The sequence below is a fragment of the Pseudomonas sp. TE6283 genome (assembly GCF_054060555.1).
Window position 1 is genome coordinate 1 of record NZ_JBSSDH010000029.1, and the last position, 16,224, is coordinate 16,224.

The window sequence follows — 16,224 nt, forward strand, 5'->3', positions numbered from 1 at the left end:
ATGACTGTCACCCTGATCAAGACCATCGCAATGGAAGACGGTCTGCGCTTCGCCATCCGTGAAGGCGGTCGTACCGTCGGCGCCGGCGTCGTAGCCAAAATCATCGAGTAATCACTCGATCGGTTGAAAAAACCCCCGCTCAGCGGGGGTTTTTTTTATTGGGTTGACACTAATTAGGGGCGTCTATAGAATCACGCCTCCTTTTAACGGGCGTAGTGCGCCCGATGGGAACAGCCTGGAGTCTGAAATCCAATGCAAAATCAGCAAATCCGTATCAGGTTGAAGGCTTTCGACCATCGCCTGATCGACCAATCCACCCAGGAAATCGTGGAAACCGCGAAACGTACTGGTGCACAAGTGCGTGGTCCAATTCCACTGCCAACCCGCAAAGAGCGTTTCACCGTTCTGATCTCCCCGCACGTCAACAAAGACGCGCGTGATCAGTACGAGATTCGCACTCATAAGCGCGTTCTGGACATCGTCCAGCCAACGGATAAAACCGTTGATGCGCTGATGAAGCTTGATCTCGCGGCAGGCGTGGAAGTGCAGATCAGCCTCGGCTAAGACTTCGGTCTAGTCGTGTAACGCTCTGAAATGGGCGGCCATAGCGGGTGAAAGCCCCGTACACTCATGAGGTTTACAACATGACTATTGGTGTAGTCGGTCGAAAAGCGGGCATGACCCGTATTTTCACCGAAGAAGGTGTCTCCATTCCGGTCACGGTCATCGAGATCGAGCCGAATCGCGTCACCCAGTTCAAAACTGAAGAAACCGATGGCTACCGTGCAGTGCAAGTCACTGTCGGCGAGCGTCGTGCTTCGCGTGTGACTGCCGCTCAGGCAGGCCACTTCGCCAAGGCTAACGTTGCCGCTGGTCGCGGTGTCTGGGAGTTCCGTCTTGAAGAAGGCGATTTCCAGGCTGGCGATCTGATCAAAGCTGAACTCTTCACTGCAGGCCAGCTGGTAGACGTAACCGGTCAGTCCAAAGGTAAAGGCTTCGCCGGTACCATCAAGCGTTGGAACTTCCGTGGTCAGGACAACACCCACGGTAACTCCGTATCGCACCGTGTCCCTGGCTCCATCGGCCAGTGCCAGACTCCTGGTCGTGTATTCAAGGGCAAGAAAATGTCCGGTCACATGGGCGCCGAGCGCGTGACTGTTCAGTCCCTGGAAGTAGTACGCGTAGACGCTGAACGCAACCTGCTGCTGATCAAGGGTGCCGTCCCAGGCGCTACTGGCGGCGACGTGGTCGTGCGTCCGGCTGTCAAGGCTCGCGGTTAAGGGGAAACTGACATGCAACTTAATGTAAATGACGCTCAGGCGATCGAAGTTTCCGAACTGACCTTCGGTGGCGAATTCAACGAGACGCTGGTACACCAAGCAGTCGTGGCCTACATGGCCGGCGGCCGTCAGGGCACCAAGCAGCAGAAGACCCGTTCTGACGTGGCCGGTGGCGGTAAGCGCCCATGGCGTCAGAAAGGTACTGGCCGTGCTCGTGCCGGTACTACCCGTGGTCCGATCTGGCGTGGCGGTGGCGTAACCTTCGCAGCTCGTCCTCAAGATCACTCGCAGAAGCTCAACAAGAAGATGTACCGCGCAGCCCTGCGCTCCATCCTCGCTGAGCTGGTGCGTAGCGACCGTCTGGTCGTGGTTCAGGACTTCGCTGTTGAAGCGCCGAAAACCAAGGATCTGCTGAACAAGCTGAACGGCATGGGTCTGAACGACGTTCTGATCGTTTCCGACGCTGTTGATCAGAACCTGTACCTGGCTGCTCGCAACCTGCCGCACGTCGACGTACGTGACGTTCAAGGTTCCGACCCGGTCAGTCTGATCGCATACGAGAAAGTGTTGATCACTGTCTCGGCCGTGAAGAAATTCGAGGAGCTGCTGGGATGAACCAGGAACGCGTATTCAAAGTCCTCCTTGGCCCGCACGTTTCCGAGAAGGCTACCGTTCTGGCTGAGAAAAAAGGCCAGTTCGTATTCAAGGTTGCTACCGATGCAACCAAGCTGGAAATCAAGAAAGCTGTCGAAGGCCTGTTCAACGTAAAAGTTGAAAACGTGTCGACTGTCAACGTTCTGGGTAAAACCAAGCGTACCGCACGTGGTCTGGGCAAGCGTAATGACTGGAAGAAGGCGATCGTCTCCCTTCAGCCAGGCCAAGATCTCGATTTCAGCAGCAGTGCTGAGTAAGGAAGGGGTGCATCATGGCAATCGTTAAATGCAAACCGACTTCCCCTGGCCGCCGTTTCGTGGTCAAGGTGGTCAACAAGGAGCTGCACAAAGGCGCTCCTCACGCACCGCTGCTCGAGAAGAAATCGAAGTCTGGTGGTCGTAACAACAATGGCCGCATCACCACTCGTCACGTTGGTGGTGGTCATAAGCAGCATTACCGTCTGGTTGACTTCCGTCGCAACGACAAAGATGGCATTCCAGCCACTGTCGAGCGTATCGAATACGACCCGAACCGTACTGCTCACATCGCCCTGCTGTGCTACGCAGACGGCGAGCGTCGCTACATCATCGCCCCTAAAGGCGTGAGCGCTGGCGACCAGCTGATCGCAGGTGCCCTGGCCCCAATCAAGGCCGGTAACTCCCTGCAACTGCGCAACATCCCAGTAGGTAGCACCATTCACGGCATCGAACTGAAGCCGGGTAAAGGTGCTCAGATCGCTCGTTCCGCTGGTGCTTCGGCTCAGCTGATCGCTCGTGAAGGTGTCTACGTGACCCTGCGTCTGCGCTCTGGTGAAATGCGTAAAGTCCTGGCTGAGTGCCGTGCGACCCTGGGCGAAGTCTCGAACTCCGAGCACAGCCTGCGTTCGCTGGGTAAAGCTGGTGCCAAACGCTGGCGCGGCGTTCGCCCAACCGTTCGTGGTGTTGCCATGAACCCGGTTGACCACCCGCATGGTGGTGGTGAAGGTCGTACCTCCGGTGGTCGTCATCCGGTATCGCCATGGGGCTTCCCAACCAAGGGTGCTAAAACCCGTGGTAATAAGCGTACCGACAACATGATCGTCCGTCGTCGCAAGTAACTAGAGGGATACGACAGTGCCACGTTCTCTGAAAAAAGGTCCTTTTATCGATCTTCACCTGTTGAAGAAGGTCGAAGTGGCGGTGGAGAAGAACGATCGCAAGCCAGTTAAAACCTGGTCGCGCCGTTCGATGATCCTGCCACAAATGGTCGGTCTGACCATCGCGGTACACAACGGTCGCCAACACGTCCCAGTTCTCGTGAACGAAGACATGGTCGGCCACAAACTGGGCGAGTTCGCCGGTACCCGCACCTACCGCGGGCACGTGGCTGACAAGAAAGCCAAGCGTTAAGGGGTAAGGAAATGGAAGTAGCCGCTAAGTTGTCGGGCGCTCGCATCTCCGCCCAGAAAGCCCGCTTGGTCGCCGACCAGATCCGCGGGAAGAAGGTGGGCGAAGCGCTCAACCTGTTGGCCTTCAGCAGCAAAAAAGCCGCTGAAATCATGAAGAAAGTCCTCGAGTCGGCCGTTGCCAACGCCGAACACAACGAAGGCGCAGACGTTGATGACCTGAAGGTCTCCACCGTCTTCGTCAACGAAGGGCGTTCGCTGAAGCGCATCATGCCACGTGCCAAAGGCCGTGCTGATCGCATCGTCAAGCGGTCTTGCCATATCACTGTCAAGGTTGCGGACAAGTAACGGAGTCGATCAGATGGGTCAGAAAGTACATCCCACTGGCATTCGCCTGGGAATCGTCAAGGAGCACACCTCCGTCTGGTACGCAGACGGCGCGACTTACGCAGATTACCTGCTGAAGGATCTGCAAACTCGCGAGTACCTCCAGGACAAACTAAAAAGCGCGTCCGTAAGCCGTATCGATATTCATCGTCCGGCTCAAACTGCACGCATCACCATCCACACCGCTCGTCCCGGTATCGTTATCGGCAAGAAAGGTGAAGATGTTGAGAAGCTGCGTCAGGACCTGACCAAGCAGATGGGTGTGCCTGTGCACATCAACATCGAAGAGATCCGCAAGCCGGAACTCGACGCTATGCTGGTTGCTCAGAGCGTTGCCCAGCAGCTGGAGCGCCGCGTTATGTTCCGTCGCGCCATGAAGCGCGCCGTACAGAACGCCATGCGTATTGGTGCCAAGGGCATCAAGATCCAGGTGAGCGGTCGTCTCGGCGGTGCCGAGATCGCACGTACCGAGTGGTATCGCGAAGGTCGTGTGCCTCTGCACACCCTGCGTGCCGATATCGACTACAACACCTACGAAGCTCACACCACCTACGGTGTGATCGGTGTGAAGGTTTGGATCTTCAAAGGCGAAGTAATTGGTGGTCGCCAGGAAGAGCTGAAGCCTCAAGCACCAGCGCCTCGTAAAAAAGCTGCTAAGTAAGGGGTACGCCAAATGTTGCAACCAAAGCGTACAAAATTCCGCAAGCAGATGACCGGCCACAACCGTGGTCTGGCACTGCGCGGTAGCAAGGTCAGCTTCGGCGAGTTCGCTCTGAAAGCTGTCGCCCGCGGTCGTCTCACCGCTCGCCAGATCGAGTCGGCACGTCGTGCCCTGACCCGTCACGTAAAACGTGGCGGTAAGATCTGGATCCGTGTCTTCCCGGACAAGCCGGTTACCAAGAAGCCTCTCGAGGTTCGTATGGGTAAAGGTAAAGGTTCCGTGGAATACTGGGTTGCCCAGATTCAGCCAGGCAAAGTCCTGTACGAGATCGAGGGTGTTTCTGAAGAGCTGGCGCGCGAAGCTTTCGCTCTGGCCGCTGCAAAGCTGCCTCTCGCCACCTCCTTTGTTAAGCGGACGGTGATGTGATGAAAGCGAATGAACTTCGTGAAAAATCCGCACAGCAACTGAATGAGCAACTGCTCGGCTTGCTGCGCGACCAGTTCAATCTGCGCATGCAGAAAGCAACTGGCCAGTTGGGGCAGTCGCACCTGCTCTCGCAAGTTAAGCGTGACATCGCTCGCGTGAAAACTGTGCTCAACCAGCAGGCAGGTAAGTGATCATGGCTGAAGCTGAAAAAACCGTCCGTACGCTGACTGGCCGTGTCGTCAGCGACAAAATGGACAAGACCATCACCGTTCTGATCGAGCGTCGCGTAAAGCACCCGATCTACGGTAAATACGTTAAGCGTTCGACTAAGCTGCACGCGCACGACGAAGCCAACCAGTGCAAGATCGGCGACAAGGTTTCCATCCGTGAAACCCGTCCGCTGGCCAAGACCAAGTCCTGGGCACTGGTTGAAGTCCTCGAACGCGCTGTTGAAGTCTAAGGGCTAAGGGTCGGAGAAATTTTATGATTCAGACTCAATCCATGCTCGATGTGGCCGATAACAGCGGCGCTCGTCGCGTCATGTGCATCAAGGTGCTCGGCGGTTCCCACCGTCGTTACGCCGGTATCGGTGACATCATCAAAGTTACCGTCAAGGAAGCAATTCCTCGCGGTAAGGTCAAGAAAGGCCAGGTGATGACCGCTGTTGTCGTCCGTACCCGTCACGGTGTACGTCGCGCTGACGGTTCCATCATTCGTTTCGACGGCAACGCTGCTGTTCTGCTGAACACCAAGCAAGAGCCGATCGGTACTCGCATCTTCGGGCCAGTGACCCGTGAACTTCGTACCGAGAAGTTCATGAAGATCGTCTCGCTCGCCCCTGAAGTGCTCTAAGGAGATCCGACATGCAAAAGATTCGTCGTGACGACGAGATCATCGTGATCGCCGGCAAAGACAAAGGTAAGCGCGGTAAGGTGCTGAAGGTTCTCGCTGACGACCGTCTGGTCATCGGTGGTGTCAACCTGGTCAAGCGCCACACCAAGCCTAACCCGATGGCGGGCGTCCAGGGCGGTATCGTCGAGAAAGAAGCGCCTCTGCACGCTTCCAACGTCGCCATCTTCAACGGCGAAACCAACAAGGCTGACCGCGTTGGTTTCAAAGTAGAAGACGGTAAAAAAATTCGTGTCTTCAAGTCGACCCAAAAAGCGGTTGATGCTTGAACACTGCTAGGTAGAAGACCATGGCACGACTGAAAGAGATTTACCGGAACGAAATCGCTCCTAAGCTTAAGGAAGAACTTAAGCTGTCGAACGTGATGGAAGTTCCGCGCGTTACCAAAATCACCCTGAACATGGGTCTGGGCGAAGCGATCGGCGACAAGAAAGTCATCGAGCACGCTGTTGCCGACCTGGAAAAGATCACCGGTCAAAAGCCGGTCGTGACTTTCGCTCGTAAATCCATCGCGGGCTTCAAAGTCCGTGAAGGCTGGCCGATCGGTGTCAAGGTGACCCTGCGTCGCGAAAAGATGTACGAGTTCCTGGACCGCCTGCTGGCGATCTCCCTGCCACGGGTTCGCGACTTCCGCGGCCTGAATGCCAAGTCCTTCGACGGTCGTGGCAACTACAGCATGGGCGTGAAAGAGCAGATCATCTTCCCGGAAATCGATTACGACAAGATCGATGCTCTGCGCGGTTTGGACATCACCCTGACCACCACTGCTCGTTCGGACGACGAAGGCCGCGCTCTGCTGCGTGCTTTCAAGTTCCCGTTCCGCAACTGATTGGAGTAGGAAAATGGCCAAGAAGAGCATGAAGAACCGCGAGCTGAAGCGTCAGCTCACGGTAGCCAAGTTCGCTAAGAAGCGTGCTGAGCTGAAAGCGACCATCGTCAACCTGAACGCCTCTCCTGAAGAGCGTTTCGCTGCCGTTGTCGCCCTGCAGAAGCAACCACGTGACGCCAGCGCCTCGCGCCTGCGTAACCGTTGCCGCCTGACCGGTCGTCCGCACGGTGTATACCGTAAGTTCGGCCTGGGCCGTAACAAGCTGCGCGAAGCCGCCATGCGCGGTGACGTGCCAGGTCTGGTCAAGGCCAGCTGGTAATCCCGGTTGGCGTGACGCCGGCGCAAGGGGAGCAATCTTCCGACCGCCGGTGACCTCGCAACGAAACAAGCCCCTATATGGGGCTTGTTTCGTTTCTGCCTTGTGTCTAGAATGACCGGCTCACCTGAGCCTGGGTTTTTTGCCCTGCCTGCTCGGGTGGTTGTGATAGCCGCAAGGCTAATAATTCTTGTATCAGGAGCATCTAGCCCATGAGTATGCAGGACCCGTTAGCGGACATGCTAACTCGCATCCGTAATGCCCAGATGGCTGAAAAGTCTGTCGTAAGCATGCCTTCTTCCACCCTGAAGGTCGCGGTTGCCAAAGTACTGAAAGACGAAGGCTACATCGCCAGCTACGAAGTGACCGGCGAAGCCAAGCCTTCCCTGTCGATCGAGCTGAAGTACTTCGAAGGCCGTCCGGTCATCGAAGAGCTGAAGCGTACCAGCCGTCCTGGTCTGCGCCAGTACAAGGCCGTTGCCGAGCTGCCGAAAGTACGTGGCGGCCTGGGCGTGTCTATCGTCTCCACCAACAAAGGTGTGATGACTGACCGCGCTGCGCGCGCTGCCGGTGTCGGCGGCGAAGTTCTGTGCACAGTGTTCTAAGGGGAGATAGGCATGTCTCGCGTCGCTAAGAACCCCGTTAAGCTGCCAGCAGGCGTCGAAGTCAAATTCGCCGGCCAGCAGCTTTCGGTGAAGGGTGCCAAGGGCACTCTCGAACTGAACGTTCACTCGTCTGTTGAAGTTACCGAAGAAGCTGGTGAGCTGCGTTTCGCACCTCGCAACGGTGATCAGCAAGCTCGCGCCATGGCCGGTACCACCCGCGCCCTGGTCAACAACATGGTCCAAGGCGTAAGCCAAGGCTTCGAGCGCAAGCTCCAGCTGGTCGGTGTTGGTTACAAGGCACAGGCCAAGGGCACCGTCCTGAACCTGGCCCTGGGCTTCTCGCACCCAGTGGATTACGAACTGCCAGCCGGTATCACCGCTGAAACCCCAAGCCAGACCGACATCCTGATCAAGGGTATCGACAAGCAGCTGGTGGGTCAGGTGGCCGCTGAAGTCCGCGGTTTCCGTCCGCCAGAGCCTTACAAGGGCAAGGGTGTGCGTTACGCGGACGAAGTAGTCCGTCGTAAAGAAGCCAAGAAGAAGTAGGGCCTAGCAAATGACCGACAAAAAAGTTACTCGACTGCGTCGCGCTCGCAAAGCACGCCTGAAAATGCACGAGCTCGAAGCCGTGCGTCTGTGCGTGTTCCGCTCCTCGCAGCACATCTACGCCCAGGTCATCTCGGCCGACGGCAGCAAGGTTCTGGCAAGCGCCTCGACCTTGGACAAAGAACTGCGTGATGGCGCCACCGGCAACATCGACGCGGCCACTAAGGTTGGCAAGCTGGTAGCTGAGCGTGCGAAAGCCGCCGGTGTATCTCAAGTTGCCTTTGACCGTTCCGGCTTCAAGTACCACGGCCGCGTCAAGGCGCTGGCTGATGCTGCTCGTGAAGGCGGGCTGGAGTTCTAAGTTATGGCAAATAACGATCAAAAGCGCGACGAAGGCTACATCGAGAAGCTGGTTCAAGTTAACCGCGTAGCCAAAACCGTAAAAGGCGGCCGTATCTTCACCTTCACCGCACTGACCGTGGTGGGTGATGGCAAGGGTCGTGTTGGCTTTGGCCGTGGCAAATCGCGCGAAGTACCTGCCGCGATCCAGAAAGCCATGGAAGCTGCTCGTCGCAACATGATTCAGGTTGACCTGAAAGGCACCACCCTGCAGTACGCCACCAAGGCCGCCCACGGCGCCTCGAAGGTCTACATGCAGCCTGCCTCGGAAGGTACCGGTATCATCGCCGGTGGCGCAATGCGTGCCGTCCTGGAAGTTGCTGGTGTTCAGAACGTCCTGGCCAAGTGCTACGGCTCGACCAACCCGGTGAACGTGGTTCACGCCACCTTCAAGGGTCTGAAAGCCATGCAATCCCCTGAGTCCATTGCTGCCAAGCGCGGCAAGACTGTTGAGGAGATCATCTGATCATGGCAACCGTAAAAGTAACGCTGATCAAGAGCACCGCCGGCCGCCTGCCTAACCACAAACTGTGCGTTAAGGGTCTGGGTCTGCGTCGCATCGGTCACACTGTAGAAGTCCAGGATACTCCCGAGAACCGCGGGATGATCAACAAGGCTTACTACATGCTGAAGGTCGAGGGTTAATCGATGAAACTCAATGATCTGAGTCCAGCGCCGGGTTCCCGTCGCGAGAAGCACCGTCCGGGCCGTGGTATCGGTAGCGGTCTGGGCAAGACCGGTGGCCGTGGTCACAAAGGTCAGACCTCCCGTTCCGGTGGTTCCATCGCTCCAGGCTTCGAAGGCGGTCAACAGCCGCTGCACCGTCGCCTGCCGAAGTTCGGCTTCGTTTCCCTGAAAGCCATGGACCGCGCAGAAGTGCGTCTGTCCGAGCTGGCCAAGGTGGAAGGCGATCTGATCACCGTTCAGTCCCTCAAGGACGCCAACGTGATCGGCCAGCACGTACAGCGCGTGAAAATCATGCTGTCGGGCGAAGTCACTCGCGCAGTCACCCTCAAGGGTATCGCCGTCACCAAAGGTGCACGTGCGGCTATCGAAGCAGCTGGCGGCAAGTTCGAGGAATAAATGGCTAAGCAAGGTGCTCTCTCTTCGCTCGGTAAGGGCGGGATGTCGGAACTCTGGGCTCGTCTGCGCTTTCTGTTCATGGCGATCATCGTCTATCGGATTGGCGCGCACATCCCAGTGCCAGGCATTAACCCGGACCGTCTCGCGGATCTGTTCCGGCAGAATGAGGGGACCATTCTTAGCTTGTTCAACATGTTTTCCGGTGGCGCGCTGGAGCGCATGAGCATCTTTGCACTGGGGATCATGCCGTACATCTCGGCATCGATCATCATGCAGCTCATGACCGCTGTCAGTCCGCAGCTGGAGCAGTTGAAGAAGGAAGGTGAAGCTGGCCGTCGCAAGATCAGCCAGTACACCCGCTACGGCACCGTTATCCTGGCGCTGGTCCAAGCCATTGGCATGTCCATTGGCCTGGCCAACCAGGGCGTGGCGTTTTCTGTGGGCCTGGGCTTCCATGTCGTCGCCGTCTCCACCTTCGTGGCGGGCGCGATGTTCATGATGTGGCTCGGCGAGCAGATTACCGAGCGCGGTGTGGGCAACGGTATCTCGATGTTGATCTTCGCAGGTATCGTTGCCGGTCTTCCGAGAGCAATCGGGCAGTCTTTCGAGTCTGCGCGCACAGGCGATATCAACATTTTCGCCCTGGTCGCTATCGGTTTGCTGGCAGTAGCGATTATCGGCTTCGTGGTGTTCATTGAGCGTGGTCAGCGTCGTATCGCCGTTCACTACGCCAAGCGTCAGCAGGGCCGCAAGGTCTTCGCTGCGCAGACCAGCCACCTGCCGCTGAAGGTGAACATGGCGGGCGTAATCCCGGCCATTTTCGCGAGCAGCATCTTGCTGTTCCCGGCTTCGCTGGGTGCCTGGTTCGGTCAGTCCGAAGGTATGGGCTGGCTGCAGGACATCTCGCAGTCGATCGCTCCTGGTCAGCCGTTGAACATTCTGCTGTTTAGTGCAGGGATCATCTTCTTCTGCTTCTTCTACACAGCGTTGATGTTCAACCCGAAAGACGTAGCGGAAAACCTGAAGAAGTCCGGTGCCTTTATTCCGGGTATCCGTCCTGGTGAGCAGTCGGCGCGCTACATTGATGGCGTCCTGACCCGTCTGACCATGTTCGGTGCTCTTTACATGATGGCCGTGTGCCTTCTGCCCCAGTTCCTGGTGGTGGCAGCAAACGTGCCGTTCTACCTTGGCGGGACCTCGTTGCTGATTGTGGTAGTGGTTGTGATGGACTTCATGTCCCAAGTACAATCGCACCTCGTTTCGCACCAGTACGAATCCCTGATGAAGAAAGCCAACCTGAAAGGCTACGGCGGCAGCGGTCTGCTGCGCTGATTTAGCCCCTTAAGGTTCGAGGAGTCGGTAATGAAAGTTCGTGCATCGGTGAAAAAGCTGTGCCGCAACTGCAAGATCATTCGTCGCGAAGGTATCGTGCGCGTGATCTGCAGCGCGGAACCGCGTCACAAGCAGCGCCAAGGCTGAGTGTGATCCGCGCTTCAAACCCAGCAGCTAGTGTGCTGCTGGGTTGATTATTCGTTTCTACAGCGATATTATCTCGCGCCCTATTTCTTGGCTTCCGGGGCGTAGGTAGCTGTCAATTGGAGTCCCACTGAATGGCCCGTATTGCAGGCGTCAACATTCCAGATAACAAGCATACTGTTATCTCGCTGACCTACATCTATGGTGTCGGTCGCACTACCGCGCAGAAAATCTGTGCGGACGCTGGTGTAAACCCAGCCGCTAAGATCAAGGATCTGAGCGACGAGCAAATCGAAACCCTGCGTGGCGAAGTCGCGAAGTTCACCACCGAAGGTGACCTGCGCCGTGACATCAACATGAAGATCAAGCGCTTGATGGACCTGGGTTGCTACCGCGGCCTGCGTCATCGTAAAGGTCTGCCGGTTCGCGGTCAGCGCACCAAGACCAACGCACGCACCCGTAAGGGCCCGCGTAAGCCGATCCGCAAGTAATCGCCCAGGAATATAGACATGGCAAAACCTGCTGCTCGTCCTCGTAAGAAAGTCAAAAAGACAGTGGTTGATGGCATCGCCCACATCCATGCGTCTTTCAACAACACCATCGTGACCATCACCGACCGTCAGGGCAACGCACTGTCCTGGGCTACTTCCGGTGGTTCGGGTTTCCGTGGTTCGCGCAAATCCACCCCGTTCGCAGCCCAGATCGCTGCTGAACGTGCTGGTCAAGCTGCGCTGGAATATGGTCTGAAGAACCTCGACGTCAACGTCAAGGGCCCAGGTCCAGGTCGTGAATCCGCCGTTCGTGCACTGAACAGCTGCGGCTACAAGATCGCCAGCATCACCGACGTGACGCCAATCCCGCACAACGGGTGCCGTCCGCCGAAGAAGCGTCGCGTGTAATCAGGAGACAGATAAATGGCACGTTACATTGGTCCAAAATGCAAACTGTCTCGCCGTGAAGGCACTGACCTGTTCCTGAAGAGCGGCGTTCGCGCTCTGGAATCGAAGTGCAACATCGAAGCAGCCCCAGGTATCCACGGCCAGCGCCGTGGCCGTCAGTCCGACTACGGTACCCAGCTGCGCGAGAAACAAAAAGTCCGTCGTATCTACGGTGTTCTGGAGCGTCAGTTCCGCGGTTACTACCAAGCTGCTGCCTCGAAAAAAGGCGCAACCGGTGAGAACCTGCTGCAACTGCTCGAGTGCCGTCTGGATAACGTCGTCTACCGTATGGGCTTCGGCTCGACTCGTTCCGAGTCCCGTCAGCTGGTTTCGCACAAAGCGATCAGCGTCAACGGTAAGACTGTGAACATTCCATCCTACCAAGTTCGTCCGGGTGACGTGGTCTCGGTTCGCGAGAAGTCGCTGAACCAGCTGCGCATTGTTCAAGCCCTTGAACTGTGCGCCCAGCGTGGCCGCGTTGAGTGGGTTGATGTGGATGCTGCCAAAAAGTCGGGCGTTTTCAAGAACGTTCCTGCTCGCAGCGACCTGTCCGCCGACATCAACGAAAACCTGATTGTCGAGCTCTACTCCAAGTAAGGGCTAGAAAATAGGTGCATCCATGCAGATTTCGGTAAATGAGTTTCTGACACCCCGTCACATCGACGTGCAGGTTGTCAGTCCAACCCGCGCCAAGATCACGCTCGAGCCTCTCGAGCGTGGCTTCGGCCATACCCTGGGCAACGCGCTGCGCCGCATCCTGTTGTCCTCCATGCCTGGCTGTGCAGTAGTCGAGGCCGAGATCGACGGCGTACTCCATGAGTACTCCGCGATCGAAGGTGTGCAGGAAGACGTCATTGAAATCCTGTTGAACCTGAAAGGCCTGGCTATCAAACTGCACGGTCGTGACGAAGTTACGCTGACCTTGTCGAAAAAGGGTTCGGGGGTGGTTACCGCTGCCGATATTCAGCTGGATCACGATGTCGAGATCGTCAACCCCGATCACGTAATCGCGAACCTGGCGTCCAACGGCGCCCTGAACATGAAGCTCACCGTAGCTCGTGGTCGCGGTTACGAGCCGGCCGACTCCCGTCAGACTGACGAAGACGAAAGCCGCAGCATTGGCCGTCTCCAGCTGGACGCTTCGTTCAGCCCGGTGCGTCGTATCGCCTACGTGGTCGAGAACGCCCGTGTTGAACAGCGTACCAACCTGGACAAGCTGGTCATCGATCTGGAAACCAACGGTACCCTGGATCCTGAAGAGGCTATCCGTCGTGCCGCGACCATCCTGCAACAGCAGCTGGCCGCGTTCGTCGACCTCAAAGGTGACAGCGAGCCGGTTGTGGTCGAGCAGGAAGACGAGATCGATCCGATCCTGCTGCGCCCGGTTGACGACCTGGAACTGACCGTACGTTCGGCCAACTGCCTCAAGGCGGAGAACATCTACTACATCGGCGACCTGATTCAGCGTACCGAAGTAGAGCTGTTGAAGACTCCTAACCTGGGCAAGAAGTCCCTGACTGAAATCAAGGACGTCCTGGCCTCCCGTGGTCTTTCCCTCGGCATGCGCCTCGACAACTGGCCGCCTGCAAGTCTTAAGAAAGACGACAAGGCGACTGCCTGATCGTCGTAATCACCGAACGTAGTGTTTGGTAAGGAATGAATCATGCGTCATCGTAAAAGTGGACGTCACCTGAGCCGTACCAGCTCTCACCGCAAGGCTATGTTCCAGAACATGGCAGTGTCGCTGATCGAGCACGAGCTGATCAAAACCACCCTGCCGAAAGCCAAGGAACTGCGCCGCGTTGCCGAGCCGCTGATCACCCTGGCCAAGGAAGACAGCGTCGCCAACCGTCGTCTGGCCTTCGACCGTACCCGTTCGAAGTCCGCCGTTGGCAAACTGTTCAACGACCTGGGCAAGCGTTACGCCACCCGTCAGGGCGGCTACCTGCGCATCCTGAAGTGCGGTTTCCGCGCTGGCGACAACGCGCCTATGGCGTACGTCGAGCTGGTTGATCGTCCGGTCGGTGGTGCTGTAGAAGCTGCCGAGTAAGACGTTCTGTCTGCTGCAAAGAACCGGGCCTAGGCCCGGTTTTTTGTTGCCTTATGAATTGTTATTTTCTATTGATGTAAGTCAGGTAATGAATTTGTTCTTGTAACATGGGTCGACAATACTCTCTCCAAGCCGATTAGCCGGCCGTTCAAGACCGATCAGGAGAGCCCATGAGCAAGATTCTCACCACCGCAAGCGGCGCGCCCGTAGCCGACAACCAGAATTCCCGTTCCGCAGGCCCTCGCGGCCCGCTGCTGCTCGACGATTTCCACCTGGTCGAGAAGCTCGCCCACTTCAACCGCGAGAACATCCCCGAGCGTCGCGTGCACGCCAAGGGCTCCGGCGCCTACGGCACCTTCACCGTCACCCGCGATATTACCGAACTCACCAGTGCCAAACTGTTCGACAGCATCGGCAAGCAGACCGAAACATTCCTGCGCTTCTCCACCGTGGGCGGTGAACGCGGCTCGGCGGACACCGAGCGTGACCCGCGTGGTTTTGCGGTGAAGTTCTACACCGAGGAAGGCAACTGGGACATTGTTGGCAACAACACACCGGTGTTCTTCATCCGTGATCCGCTGAAGTTCCCCGACTTCATCCACACCCAGAAGCGCCACCCGCAGACCAACCTGAAGAACGCGCAGATGATGTGGGACTTCTGGTCGCACTCGCCCGAGGCGCTGCACCAGGTCACCATCCTGTTCTCCGACCGCGGCATCCCGGACGGCTACCGTCACATGCACGGTTTCGGCAGCCACACCTACAGCCTGATCAACGCCAAGGGTGAGCGCACCTGGGTCAAGTGGCACTTCAAGACCCAGCAGGGCATCAAGAACCTGGCGCCGGCTGAGGCCGCCCGCCTGGCGGGCAGCGACCCGGACTACGCCCAGCGCGACCTGTTCCAGGCCATCGAGCGCGGTGACTTCCCACGGTGGACCGTGTGCATCCAGGTGATGAGCGAAGCCGAGGCCGCCAGCCGTGACGAGAACCCCTTCGACGTGACCAAGACCTGGTCGCAGAAGGACTACCCGTTGATCGAGGTCGGCGTGCTGGAACTCAACCGCAACCCGCTCAACTACTTCGCCGAAGTCGAGCAGGCGGCGTTCGGTCCCAGCAACATGGTGCCCGGAGTCGGCCTGTCGCCGGACCGCATGCTGCAGGGTCGCGTGTTCGCCTATGCCGATGCGCACCGCTACCGCGTAGGCACCAACCACCAGCACTTGCCGGTCAATGCGCCACGCTGCCCGGTGCACAGCTACCAGCGCGATGGTTCCATGGCCACCGGTGCCTACGGCAGTGCTCCCAACTACGAGCCAAACAGCTACGCGGACGCACCGAAGCAGTCGCCGCGCCATGCAGAGCCTGCATTGGCCCTGAACGGTTCGGCGGACCGCTACGACCACCGCGAAGACAACGACTACTACAGCCACGCCGGCGCACTGTTCCGCCTGATGAGTGATGAGCAGAAAGCGCTGTTGATCGGCAACATCGCCGGCACCATGGCGGGCGTCAGCAAGGATGTCGTCCAGCGTCAACTGCAGTACTTCTTCAGGGCTGATCCAGCCTACGGAGAAGGCATCGCCAAGGCCTTGGGCATCAATCTGGCCTAAGTCGAAGTGATAACAAGAACCGCCCTCGTTTGGGCGGTTTTTCAATGAATATCACTACTGTTTAACCGATTTTTTGCTTCTAATTGCGCGTTTTTCAGTGACCGTGAGCAAAACCTGGTTCACACTATGTCCTATAGCCGTATTCACAGGGAGAAGCAGGGCGATGCAAGGTCACCCGGACGTAATCAACTATCTCGTCACGTTGCTGAAGGGCGAACTGGCAGCACGCGATCAGTACTTCATTCACTCGCGGATGTACGAAGACTGGGGCTTGACCAAGCTCTACGAACGTATCAACCATGAGATGGAAGAAGAGACGCAGCACGCCGACGCCCTGATGCGCCGTATCCTCATGCTCGAAGGCACCCCGGACATGCGCGCCGATGACCTGGAAGTGGGCAGCACCGTGCCGGAGATGATCGAGGCCGATCTCAAGCTCGAGTACAAGGTCCGCGCCGCGCTGTGCAAGGGCATCGAGCTGTGCGAGTTGCACAAGGACTACATCAGCCGCGATATCCTGCGTGCGCAGTTGGCCGATACCGAAGAAGATCACACCTACTGGCTGGAGAAGCAGCAGGGGCTGATCAAGGCCATTGGCCTGGAGAACTACCTGCAGTCGCAGATGTAGTATCTGTATTGCAGATGCCCCTGTGGGAGCGGGCAAGCCCGAT

31 protein-coding genes are annotated in these 16,224 nt (G+C 57.5%); all 31 read left to right on the forward strand.

Going from position 1 to position 16,224, the window contains the following annotated elements:
- A partial coding sequence (locus ACVWZ5_RS24160; RefSeq protein ID WP_080667851.1) for an EF-Tu C-terminal domain-related protein occupies positions 1–111 on the forward strand: 111 nt, incomplete at its 5' end.
- Between the two features lie 141 nt (positions 112–252).
- Positions 253–564: a 30S ribosomal protein S10 gene (gene rpsJ / locus ACVWZ5_RS24165; RefSeq protein ID WP_003103876.1), complete on the forward strand. Its 312-nt coding sequence runs from the start codon at positions 253–255 to the stop codon at positions 562–564.
- An 80-nt stretch (positions 565–644) separates the two neighbouring features.
- A complete protein-coding gene (rplC, locus tag ACVWZ5_RS24170) occupies positions 645–1,280 on the forward strand; it encodes a 50S ribosomal protein L3 (protein WP_011531887.1) in 636 nt (211 codons plus the stop codon).
- Between the two features lie 12 nt (positions 1,281–1,292).
- Entirely contained in the window at positions 1,293–1,895 is a 603-nt protein-coding gene (gene rplD, locus ACVWZ5_RS24175) for a 50S ribosomal protein L4 (protein WP_008089819.1), read from the forward strand.
- On the forward strand, positions 1,892–2,191 hold the full coding sequence (rplW, locus tag ACVWZ5_RS24180) for a 50S ribosomal protein L23 (RefSeq protein WP_003255484.1): 300 nt from the start codon (positions 1,892–1,894) through the stop codon (positions 2,189–2,191). The genes rplD and rplW overlap by 4 nt, the downstream gene beginning before the upstream one ends.
- A gap of 14 nt (positions 2,192–2,205) precedes the next feature.
- Positions 2,206–3,030, forward strand: a complete 825-nt coding sequence (gene rplB, locus ACVWZ5_RS24185; protein WP_027915105.1) for a 50S ribosomal protein L2 — start codon at positions 2,206–2,208, stop codon at positions 3,028–3,030.
- 16 nt (positions 3,031–3,046) lie between these two features.
- Positions 3,047–3,322, forward strand: a complete 276-nt coding sequence (rpsS, locus tag ACVWZ5_RS24190) for a 30S ribosomal protein S19 (protein WP_003255482.1) — start codon at positions 3,047–3,049, stop codon at positions 3,320–3,322.
- Between the two features lie 11 nt (positions 3,323–3,333).
- A complete protein-coding gene (gene rplV / locus ACVWZ5_RS24195; RefSeq protein ID WP_003103908.1) occupies positions 3,334–3,666 on the forward strand; it encodes a 50S ribosomal protein L22 in 333 nt (110 codons plus the stop codon).
- 13 nt (positions 3,667–3,679) lie between these two features.
- A complete protein-coding gene (rpsC, locus tag ACVWZ5_RS24200; RefSeq protein WP_011531889.1) occupies positions 3,680–4,366 on the forward strand; it encodes a 30S ribosomal protein S3 in 687 nt (228 codons plus the stop codon).
- A 12-nt stretch (positions 4,367–4,378) separates the two neighbouring features.
- Positions 4,379–4,792, forward strand: coding sequence for a 50S ribosomal protein L16 (gene rplP / locus ACVWZ5_RS24205; RefSeq protein ID WP_009397508.1), 414 nt, complete (start codon positions 4,379–4,381; stop codon positions 4,790–4,792).
- Positions 4,792–4,983: a 50S ribosomal protein L29 gene (rpmC, locus tag ACVWZ5_RS24210; RefSeq protein WP_002555481.1), complete on the forward strand. Its 192-nt coding sequence runs from the start codon at positions 4,792–4,794 to the stop codon at positions 4,981–4,983. Before rplP ends, rpmC begins: the two co-directional genes overlap by 1 nt.
- 2 nt (positions 4,984–4,985) lie before the next feature.
- Entirely contained in the window at positions 4,986–5,252 is a 267-nt protein-coding gene (rpsQ, locus tag ACVWZ5_RS24215; RefSeq protein ID WP_003255478.1) for a 30S ribosomal protein S17, read from the forward strand.
- 23 nt (positions 5,253–5,275) lie between these two features.
- A complete protein-coding gene (gene rplN / locus ACVWZ5_RS24220; protein WP_008089810.1) occupies positions 5,276–5,644 on the forward strand; it encodes a 50S ribosomal protein L14 in 369 nt (122 codons plus the stop codon).
- A gap of 11 nt (positions 5,645–5,655) precedes the next feature.
- Positions 5,656–5,970, forward strand: coding sequence for a 50S ribosomal protein L24 (rplX, locus tag ACVWZ5_RS24225; RefSeq protein ID WP_003255476.1), 315 nt, complete (start codon positions 5,656–5,658; stop codon positions 5,968–5,970).
- A 20-nt stretch (positions 5,971–5,990) separates the two neighbouring features.
- Positions 5,991–6,530 (forward strand): 50S ribosomal protein L5, encoded by a 540-nt coding sequence (gene rplE / locus ACVWZ5_RS24230; RefSeq protein WP_012316517.1) that lies wholly within the window; start codon positions 5,991–5,993, stop codon positions 6,528–6,530.
- A gap of 13 nt (positions 6,531–6,543) precedes the next feature.
- Positions 6,544–6,849, forward strand: a complete 306-nt coding sequence (gene rpsN / locus ACVWZ5_RS24235) for a 30S ribosomal protein S14 (RefSeq protein ID WP_011531890.1) — start codon at positions 6,544–6,546, stop codon at positions 6,847–6,849.
- A 209-nt stretch (positions 6,850–7,058) separates the two neighbouring features.
- On the forward strand, positions 7,059–7,451 hold the full coding sequence (gene rpsH, locus ACVWZ5_RS24240) for a 30S ribosomal protein S8 (protein WP_062575361.1): 393 nt from the start codon (positions 7,059–7,061) through the stop codon (positions 7,449–7,451).
- A gap of 12 nt (positions 7,452–7,463) precedes the next feature.
- Positions 7,464–7,997, forward strand: coding sequence for a 50S ribosomal protein L6 (gene rplF, locus ACVWZ5_RS24245; protein ID WP_028690237.1), 534 nt, complete (start codon positions 7,464–7,466; stop codon positions 7,995–7,997).
- Between the two features lie 10 nt (positions 7,998–8,007).
- A complete protein-coding gene (rplR, locus tag ACVWZ5_RS24250) occupies positions 8,008–8,358 on the forward strand; it encodes a 50S ribosomal protein L18 (RefSeq protein ID WP_011531893.1) in 351 nt (116 codons plus the stop codon).
- Between the two features lie 3 nt (positions 8,359–8,361).
- Entirely contained in the window at positions 8,362–8,862 is a 501-nt protein-coding gene (gene rpsE, locus ACVWZ5_RS24255) for a 30S ribosomal protein S5 (protein ID WP_023629184.1), read from the forward strand.
- A 2-nt stretch (positions 8,863–8,864) separates the two neighbouring features.
- Positions 8,865–9,041, forward strand: coding sequence for a 50S ribosomal protein L30 (rpmD, locus tag ACVWZ5_RS24260; RefSeq protein WP_028690238.1), 177 nt, complete (start codon positions 8,865–8,867; stop codon positions 9,039–9,041).
- Positions 9,042–9,044: 3 nt separating this feature from the next.
- Positions 9,045–9,479: a 50S ribosomal protein L15 gene (rplO, locus tag ACVWZ5_RS24265; protein WP_011531896.1), complete on the forward strand. Its 435-nt coding sequence runs from the start codon at positions 9,045–9,047 to the stop codon at positions 9,477–9,479.
- Positions 9,480–10,811 (forward strand): preprotein translocase subunit SecY, encoded by a 1,332-nt coding sequence (secY, locus tag ACVWZ5_RS24270; protein ID WP_003257108.1) that lies wholly within the window; start codon positions 9,480–9,482, stop codon positions 10,809–10,811.
- A gap of 30 nt (positions 10,812–10,841) precedes the next feature.
- Positions 10,842–10,958 (forward strand): 50S ribosomal protein L36, encoded by a 117-nt coding sequence (rpmJ, locus tag ACVWZ5_RS24275; RefSeq protein ID WP_011531897.1) that lies wholly within the window; start codon positions 10,842–10,844, stop codon positions 10,956–10,958.
- Positions 10,959–11,089: 131 nt separating this feature from the next.
- Positions 11,090–11,446: a 30S ribosomal protein S13 gene (gene rpsM, locus ACVWZ5_RS24280; protein WP_003255457.1), complete on the forward strand. Its 357-nt coding sequence runs from the start codon at positions 11,090–11,092 to the stop codon at positions 11,444–11,446.
- An 18-nt stretch (positions 11,447–11,464) separates the two neighbouring features.
- A complete protein-coding gene (gene rpsK / locus ACVWZ5_RS24285) occupies positions 11,465–11,854 on the forward strand; it encodes a 30S ribosomal protein S11 (protein ID WP_003255454.1) in 390 nt (129 codons plus the stop codon).
- 15 nt (positions 11,855–11,869) lie between these two features.
- Positions 11,870–12,490, forward strand: coding sequence for a 30S ribosomal protein S4 (gene rpsD, locus ACVWZ5_RS24290; protein WP_023629185.1), 621 nt, complete (start codon positions 11,870–11,872; stop codon positions 12,488–12,490).
- Between the two features lie 22 nt (positions 12,491–12,512).
- Positions 12,513–13,514, forward strand: coding sequence for a DNA-directed RNA polymerase subunit alpha (locus tag ACVWZ5_RS24295; protein ID WP_003255452.1), 1,002 nt, complete (start codon positions 12,513–12,515; stop codon positions 13,512–13,514).
- Between the two features lie 42 nt (positions 13,515–13,556).
- Positions 13,557–13,943, forward strand: a complete 387-nt coding sequence (gene rplQ / locus ACVWZ5_RS24300; RefSeq protein ID WP_003255451.1) for a 50S ribosomal protein L17 — start codon at positions 13,557–13,559, stop codon at positions 13,941–13,943.
- Between the two features lie 170 nt (positions 13,944–14,113).
- On the forward strand, positions 14,114–15,553 hold the full coding sequence (locus tag ACVWZ5_RS24305; RefSeq protein ID WP_084941806.1) for a catalase: 1,440 nt from the start codon (positions 14,114–14,116) through the stop codon (positions 15,551–15,553).
- A gap of 163 nt (positions 15,554–15,716) precedes the next feature.
- Positions 15,717–16,181 carry a bacterioferritin gene (gene bfr, locus ACVWZ5_RS24310; protein ID WP_028690240.1) on the forward strand — a complete coding sequence of 155 codons (465 nt, stop codon included), beginning with the start codon at positions 15,717–15,719 and terminating at the stop codon, positions 16,179–16,181.
- The last annotated feature ends 43 nt before the right edge of the window (positions 16,182–16,224 follow it).

Excerpts from the sequence above, each read along its gene's own strand:
- rpmD (WP_028690238.1), top strand. The coding sequence starts at position 8,865 with ATGGCAACCGTAAAAGTAACGCTGATCAAGAGCACCGCCGGCCGCCTG.
- rplF (WP_028690237.1), top strand. The coding sequence starts at position 7,464 with ATGTCTCGCGTCGCTAAGAACCCCGTTAAGCTGCCAGCAGGCGTCGAA.
- rpsN (WP_011531890.1), top strand. The coding sequence starts at position 6,544 with ATGGCCAAGAAGAGCATGAAGAACCGCGAGCTGAAGCGTCAGCTCACG.
- rpsQ (WP_003255478.1), top strand. The coding sequence starts at position 4,986 with ATGGCTGAAGCTGAAAAAACCGTCCGTACGCTGACTGGCCGTGTCGTC.
- rplD (WP_008089819.1), top strand. The coding sequence starts at position 1,293 with ATGCAACTTAATGTAAATGACGCTCAGGCGATCGAAGTTTCCGAACTG.
- rplO (WP_011531896.1), top strand. The coding sequence starts at position 9,045 with ATGAAACTCAATGATCTGAGTCCAGCGCCGGGTTCCCGTCGCGAGAAG.
- rplV (WP_003103908.1), top strand. The coding sequence starts at position 3,334 with ATGGAAGTAGCCGCTAAGTTGTCGGGCGCTCGCATCTCCGCCCAGAAA.
- rpsK (WP_003255454.1), top strand. The coding sequence starts at position 11,465 with ATGGCAAAACCTGCTGCTCGTCCTCGTAAGAAAGTCAAAAAGACAGTG.
- rplR (WP_011531893.1), top strand. The coding sequence starts at position 8,008 with ATGACCGACAAAAAAGTTACTCGACTGCGTCGCGCTCGCAAAGCACGC.
- rplW (WP_003255484.1), top strand. The coding sequence starts at position 1,892 with ATGAACCAGGAACGCGTATTCAAAGTCCTCCTTGGCCCGCACGTTTCC.
- rplX (WP_003255476.1), top strand. The coding sequence starts at position 5,656 with ATGCAAAAGATTCGTCGTGACGACGAGATCATCGTGATCGCCGGCAAA.
- rpsE (WP_023629184.1), top strand. The coding sequence starts at position 8,362 with ATGGCAAATAACGATCAAAAGCGCGACGAAGGCTACATCGAGAAGCTG.
- rplP (WP_009397508.1), top strand. The coding sequence starts at position 4,379 with ATGTTGCAACCAAAGCGTACAAAATTCCGCAAGCAGATGACCGGCCAC.
- rpsC (WP_011531889.1), top strand. The coding sequence starts at position 3,680 with ATGGGTCAGAAAGTACATCCCACTGGCATTCGCCTGGGAATCGTCAAG.
- bfr (WP_028690240.1), top strand. The coding sequence starts at position 15,717 with ATGCAAGGTCACCCGGACGTAATCAACTATCTCGTCACGTTGCTGAAG.
- rplC (WP_011531887.1), top strand. The coding sequence starts at position 645 with ATGACTATTGGTGTAGTCGGTCGAAAAGCGGGCATGACCCGTATTTTC.
- ACVWZ5_RS24305 (WP_084941806.1), top strand. The coding sequence starts at position 14,114 with ATGAGCAAGATTCTCACCACCGCAAGCGGCGCGCCCGTAGCCGACAAC.
- rplQ (WP_003255451.1), top strand. The coding sequence starts at position 13,557 with ATGCGTCATCGTAAAAGTGGACGTCACCTGAGCCGTACCAGCTCTCAC.
- rplE (WP_012316517.1), top strand. The coding sequence starts at position 5,991 with ATGGCACGACTGAAAGAGATTTACCGGAACGAAATCGCTCCTAAGCTT.
- rplN (WP_008089810.1), top strand. The coding sequence starts at position 5,276 with ATGATTCAGACTCAATCCATGCTCGATGTGGCCGATAACAGCGGCGCT.
- rpsD (WP_023629185.1), top strand. The coding sequence starts at position 11,870 with ATGGCACGTTACATTGGTCCAAAATGCAAACTGTCTCGCCGTGAAGGC.
- ACVWZ5_RS24295 (WP_003255452.1), top strand. The coding sequence starts at position 12,513 with ATGCAGATTTCGGTAAATGAGTTTCTGACACCCCGTCACATCGACGTG.
- rplB (WP_027915105.1), top strand. The coding sequence starts at position 2,206 with ATGGCAATCGTTAAATGCAAACCGACTTCCCCTGGCCGCCGTTTCGTG.
- rpmJ (WP_011531897.1), top strand. The coding sequence starts at position 10,842 with ATGAAAGTTCGTGCATCGGTGAAAAAGCTGTGCCGCAACTGCAAGATC.
- rpsH (WP_062575361.1), top strand. The coding sequence starts at position 7,059 with ATGAGTATGCAGGACCCGTTAGCGGACATGCTAACTCGCATCCGTAAT.
- rpsM (WP_003255457.1), top strand. The coding sequence starts at position 11,090 with ATGGCCCGTATTGCAGGCGTCAACATTCCAGATAACAAGCATACTGTT.
- rpsJ (WP_003103876.1), top strand. The coding sequence starts at position 253 with ATGCAAAATCAGCAAATCCGTATCAGGTTGAAGGCTTTCGACCATCGC.
- rpmC (WP_002555481.1), top strand. The coding sequence starts at position 4,792 with ATGAAAGCGAATGAACTTCGTGAAAAATCCGCACAGCAACTGAATGAG.
- secY (WP_003257108.1), top strand. The coding sequence starts at position 9,480 with ATGGCTAAGCAAGGTGCTCTCTCTTCGCTCGGTAAGGGCGGGATGTCG.